The organism is Oscillatoria sp. HE19RPO (assembly GCF_024220515.1).
Taxonomy (GTDB): domain Bacteria; phylum Cyanobacteriota; class Cyanobacteriia; order Cyanobacteriales; family Laspinemataceae; genus Laspinema.
Window position 1 is genome coordinate 1 of sequence record NZ_JAMXOT010000379.1, and the last position, 4,332, is coordinate 4,332.

Sequence of the window (4,332 nt, forward strand, 5' to 3'; positions counted from 1 at the left end):
CCCGCAGGCTCAAGCCTGGGGCTATACAGACAAAGCCTGCCTGCGCAGGCTACTCCATAAAAACGACTTTTCATACCCGGATTTGGTATGAGAGGGCGTATGCAATACGCCCCTACAAATACACCTTGACAGGGCTAGTCTTTTTACCCCCACAGCAATAGTCTACTTTAGCTTGCTCAAATAGTCGGGAAAGCGAAGGATGATCGCGGACGATCGCCCCTACGGTATCACTAATCTGAAAGGTCGTCATTGTTCAACTCCTGAATACGATTGTGTTTACTGATTCAAAACATCTTTTTTGTGTTGAGGTGCGGCAGCAACGGCGGCGACTTCTGCGAGTAACTCCTCGGGAACCCCCATTTCTTTCAAGGTTTCCATCAAATCCTCCGCCACTGCATCAAAGTGTTCACTGTTCAAACCGTGCTTTTCCACTAACTCCTTATGAGCTTCTCGCATATAGCGCCCGTCATATTTATCGGTGCCACCAAAGGCATAGGTGAGAAATGCTTTTTGGTGGGCTCGTTGTTTGACCATATCCACATCAGCAAAAAAGTGTTTGATGCGGTCATCTTGGAGGACTCGTTCATAGAACTTATCAACGGCTAAATTAACCGCGTCGGCTCCACCGAGTTGTTCATATAACGTTGTCATGGGGTCTCTCTCTTTTGATTGATTGGTTAAAAAGGACGGATTGGATTTCGGCTTCGCCGACATGAATAAGCCTGGGTTGCTGGAATACAACAGGATCGAGACCGACCCAGGCTTAAAGACCGACTAAGGAGCCGAAGATGGCGTTACTAAAGAGTCTGTCGGCTGGTCTTGGGTGGGTTGTTGGAAAATCCCAAACAGAGATTGTGCGACGCAATAGATTAACATCACGGCACCGACAGCAAAGATAATGTCCCCGGGAATCCGCAACCACACGGTCCACTGCATCCAGGGGGAACTAATCACTTCCGCACTGCGGGCATACCAAGTGCCGTGATTGATGGATTGGACCAGTTGATAAAAGCCGTTGGGAATGAGTCCTGTGACCATCATAATCACTAATCCCCCATTGATCCACCAGAAGGAGAAGTTCAAGTTTTTCTCATCCCAGAAGCGATCGGGGGTGATTTCCCGTAAGGCAAAGAGCATCAGGGCGATCGCCAAGGAACCATAAACCCCGTAGAGGGCGGAATGAGCATGGATGGGGGTCGTATTCAACCCTTGGGAGTAATACAACACAATAGGCGGGTTGATTAAGAACCCAAATACCCCAGCCCCGATGACGTTCCAGAAACAAGTGGCGATAAAGAACTTGAGAGGCATCCGATAAAAGCCCTCGGCTTCCCGAGACAGTTTCAGGGATTTCACCACCTCAAACCCAATTAAGGTCAGGGGAACGACTTCGAGGGCGGAAGCGACGGAACCCATTGCGGTAATAAAGACGGGGGTTCCGGAAAAGTAAAGATGATGCAACGTGCCGATTACGCCACTACCCAGATAAAGGATGGTAGTGAGATAGGTAGCCCGTAGAGCAGAGGAACGTTTAAGAAAACCGAGTTCACTGCACAGATAGGCGATCGCCACTGTCGCGAATACCTCGAAAAACCCCTCAACCCACAGATGCACCACCCACCAACGCCAGTATTCTGCAATACTAATCGGGGTGTGGTTGGTGTACATTAAACCGGAGGCATAAAACAGGGGAATAGTGATGGCACTATACAGAAAAAAGTGGTTCAGTCCGGTTTTGTCGCCCTCGGCTTTCAGGGCTGGTTTCAGGGCGCGGAACATCAGCCAAAGCCAGAACACCATGCCCCCAATTAACAACAATTGCCAGAGGCGACCGAGTTCGACATACTCATAACCTTGATGACCGAACCAGAAACTTTTATCCCCGAGATAACCTTGAATGCCAAACCAAGCCCCCACGAGGGAACCCACCACCACGACAGTGAGGGCGGCTAACAGCGCACCATTGCCCCACGCTTGCAGTTTAGGTTCATGTTTGCCGAAACGGGGACCAAAGTATAGACCCGCCGCTAACCAGCAGGTGGCAATCCAGAATACTGCCAGTTGTAAATGCCAAGTGCGAGAGGCAGCATAGGGTAAATACTGCTGAAGGGGAATGCCATAAAATCCTTCCCCTTCCACGGCGTAGTGAGCCGTCACCATCCCCATCAACATTTGCACCCCAAACAGGGCCATCGCGACCCCAAAAAACAGGGTGGTTACTCTTTGGCTGGGGGTGGCGAGGCGAATGGCGGGACGTTGGGCAACGGTTTGCACATCTTCGGCATCTTCTTGGGTGATATAAACGAAGAGAAACAGGGCGATCGCCGCAATTAGCACAATCACCGAAACAATCGACCAAATCACAAACTGCCCCGGCGCTTGATTCCCAATCAGGTCATCATGGGGCCAATTGGCCGTATAAGAAAAGGGACTATTGGGGCGATTGCTGGCGGCAGCCCAAGCCGTCCAAGCGAAAAACCCGGTGACATTGCGAATCTCCGTCGGGTCCTTAAACCAGCCACTCGGAATCGAATGCACTGCCGACCCTTGGGATAACAGGGTTTGATAGTCTTTAAAAACCTTGGCGAGTCCTTGGGTTTGGGCTGCCGTCAAGGTTAGGGCCCCGGTCTCAGGGTCATAGCGATTGACCTTAAATTCCTGTTGGACTTGGGCCTGAATTTGGGCCCGTTCCACTACCGAGAGGGCTTCTAAATCCGCTTGACTAAAATTGGTATCACCCGTATAGAGAATTCCTGCCGTTGCTAAACCCCAACGGTGTAAGACATCCGCAGTCCAATCCGGCGCGAGGTAGCTGCCATGTCCCCAAATGCTGCCAATATGTTGGCCGCCCCGGGCTAGATAGGTTTCTTGACCGGCTTGGATCGTCTCTTGGGTCAAGATAATTTCTTGTTGCGGGGAAACGACCGTGGCGGGGATGGGGGGAGCGTTTTTATAAATCACTGCACCGGCAGCAATTAACACAGAAAAGGTGACAATGCAAATGAGTACCAGCCATGCTGGAAGCCCAAATTGACGGGGACGCGATCGCGTCGTTGCCACCACATCAAAGGTTGGGTTCGCCATAATTTTAATCTCAAGAGTTGGTCAATTGATGAGAGAAGCAATTTGAGAGAGTGTGAATACAATGACTCTCCTCAAGGGTTTAAGCGGATGATTACAGCTCGGGTTTTTTCCACCATTTGAGAGTTCAATTTCCAGAGTAGGCGAGTTGTGGTGCTTAAGTCTTTGACTTAAGTCAAAAATAAAGTTAAGAGATTCTAAAGTTTTATCCTCCTGAGTAGTTTTACCTGGGATATCTGCTGTTTTTTTTGGAGCGTATTATGAGACAATGCCAGCAAGGTTGCTGGATAAACAGATCAAAACCAGTAATCAGAAGGATGCGTTGGCGATGGTTACAGTACCCTGACGGATATAAGATGGATAAAATCGCAGAAATACCCCATTGGCTGCAAACCACCCTGATTTTTCAAGGGCTATCTGGGGAACAGTTGAAGACCATCCTTGAGGTGGCACAGCTTCAAACCTTTCAAAAAGGCACCGTCATTTTTAAGCAAGGAGAACCCGCGAGTGGCTTTTTTATTGTGAAATTGGGCCGGGTCAAGCTGTTTAAGGTGTCTGTGACGGGCAAAGAACAAATCTTGCGTATTTTTGAGTCGGGGGACAACTTTGCGGAAGTTGTAGCCTTAGATGGAAAACCCTTTCCCGCTTCTGCTACTACCTTGGAACCCACTGACTTGCTGTTTTTTCCCCGTCAGGCAGTGATGGACTTGCTCTATCAGCATCCTGATATTGGCATCAATATGCTGATTAGTCTCGCCCAGCATTTACGCCATCTGACTGCTGTGATTGAAGAATTATCATTTAAGGATGTCCCCCAACGATTAGCAACTTACCTTCTGAAGTTGACTCCGGGTGACCCTGAAAATCCAGGCGATCGCTCCCCATCCACAACCTTCGTTACCCTTGATGTCCCGAAGAGTCAACTCGCTGCGATTTTAGGAACGATTCCAGCTACTTTGTCCCGCGCTTTTTATACGCTCAAAACTGAAAAATTAATTGAGATTCGTGGCTCACAAATTGAATTGCTCGATTGCGATCGCCTCCAAGTTTTAAGTCAAACTCTGAAACAAAGTGATTCATTATAATTTGTCTAAATGATTTAAGTTGATTGTATAAATACTAATCCTGAATTGGTGGTAAATTTAATGACTAAAAATCGTTATTTCTTGTAGGGGCGCTTCGAGAAGCGCCCCTACAAAAGGTAAATTTGATGATGAAAAATCATTGTTTCTCGTAGGGGCGCAATGCTTG

At 48.5% G+C, this 4,332-nt stretch carries 4 protein-coding genes; 1 reads left to right on the forward strand and 3 read right to left on the reverse strand.

Annotated elements, in window-relative coordinates; all coding sequences use genetic code 11:
- Positions 1–112: 112 nt before the first annotated feature.
- The 3 genes from NG833_RS27105 to NG833_RS27115 form a co-directional block, all read right to left on the reverse strand.
- Positions 113–250 (reverse strand): DUF542 domain-containing protein, encoded by a 138-nt coding sequence (locus NG833_RS27105; protein WP_254568384.1) that lies wholly within the window; start codon positions 248–250, stop codon positions 113–115.
- 26 nt (positions 251–276) lie between these two features.
- A complete protein-coding gene (locus NG833_RS27110; RefSeq protein ID WP_254568385.1) occupies positions 277–651 on the reverse strand; it encodes a group 1 truncated hemoglobin in 375 nt (124 codons plus the stop codon).
- Between the two features lie 123 nt (positions 652–774).
- A complete protein-coding gene (locus tag NG833_RS27115; RefSeq protein ID WP_254568386.1) occupies positions 775–3,084 on the reverse strand; it encodes a nitric-oxide reductase large subunit in 2,310 nt (769 codons plus the stop codon).
- A 353-nt stretch (positions 3,085–3,437) separates the two neighbouring features.
- Between NG833_RS27115 and NG833_RS27120 the strand changes: the two genes are divergently transcribed.
- Positions 3,438–4,166, forward strand: coding sequence for a Crp/Fnr family transcriptional regulator (locus NG833_RS27120; RefSeq protein WP_254568387.1), 729 nt, complete (start codon positions 3,438–3,440; stop codon positions 4,164–4,166).
- Positions 4,167–4,332: the final 166 nt, after the last annotated feature.

Coding starts and splice junctions, on each gene's coding strand:
- NG833_RS27105 (WP_254568384.1), bottom strand. CDS start 250: ATGACGACCTTTCAGATTAGTGATACCGTAGGGGCGATCGTCCGCGAT.
- NG833_RS27110 (WP_254568385.1), bottom strand. CDS start 651: ATGACAACGTTATATGAACAACTCGGTGGAGCCGACGCGGTTAATTTA.
- NG833_RS27115 (WP_254568386.1), bottom strand. CDS start 3,084: ATGGCGAACCCAACCTTTGATGTGGTGGCAACGACGCGATCGCGTCCC.
- NG833_RS27120 (WP_254568387.1), top strand. CDS start 3,438: ATGGATAAAATCGCAGAAATACCCCATTGGCTGCAAACCACCCTGATT.